Origin of the sequence: Moraxella equi (genome assembly GCF_002027555.1) — a bacterium.
GTDB classification, from domain to species: domain Bacteria; phylum Pseudomonadota; class Gammaproteobacteria; order Pseudomonadales; family Moraxellaceae; genus Moraxella; species Moraxella equi.
The window spans coordinates 1-831 of sequence record NZ_MXAP01000153.1 but is presented as its reverse complement, the minus strand read 5'-3'; the positions used below and the strand labels follow the sequence as shown (position 1 = coordinate 831).

The window sequence follows — 831 nt, the reverse complement described above, 5'->3', positions numbered from 1 at the left end:
ATGACACCCAAGCAAGCTAAAAAACTAAGCGACAGTGAGTTTAAACGATACTTTGGTATAAAAAGAGCCACCTATCAACACATGCTATCTATACTTCAAGAAGCTTACAACGAACAACACAGAAAAGGTGGTAGAAAAGCGAAAATCAGTTTAGAAAACAAACTGATGATAACCCTAAACCACTACAGAGAATACCGCCGTCAATTTCACATAGCCCAAGACTTTGGTATGACCGAAAGTGCTGTCTGTAAAGCAATTCAATGGGTAGAAAGCATACTTATCATCCACAAAGACTTTGCTTTGCCAAGTAAAAAAACCCTATGGCAAGACAATGAGCTTGAAACCATTCTCATTGATGCTACAGAAGTACCCATAGAACGCCCTAAAAAAGCAAAGACAACAATACTCAGGCAAAAAGAAACGCCATACTTTAAAAGCACAAATTGTTGTTGATAAAAAGAGTAGGAAAATACTGTGTACCCATTTTAGCAAAGGTAGTACACACGACTTTAAATTGTACCAATTATCAAAAATCACAACCAAACAAAGTGTTTTAATCCAAGCAGATTCAGGCTATCAGGGCATACAACAAGCTCATGCAAATAGCCAATTACCCAAGAAAAAGACAAAACTCAAACCTTTAACGAAAATAGATAAAAAAGCAAGCCGTAAATTATCATCTAAGCGAGTAACCAATGAACACATCATTGGAAAACTCAAGCGTTTTAACATCTTATCATGTCGCCACCGCAACGCAGAAAAAGATTTGGGCTAAGAGTAAATCTGATTTCTGGGATTTATAATTTTGAGTTGGGGTAGTTTGGAGAGGGG

At 37.1% G+C, this 831-nt stretch carries 1 pseudogene; it reads left to right on the top strand.

The features are described from left to right. A pseudogene (locus tag B5J93_RS12355) lies at positions 1-819 on the top strand (IS5 family transposase). The last annotated feature ends 12 nt before the right edge of the window (positions 820-831 follow it).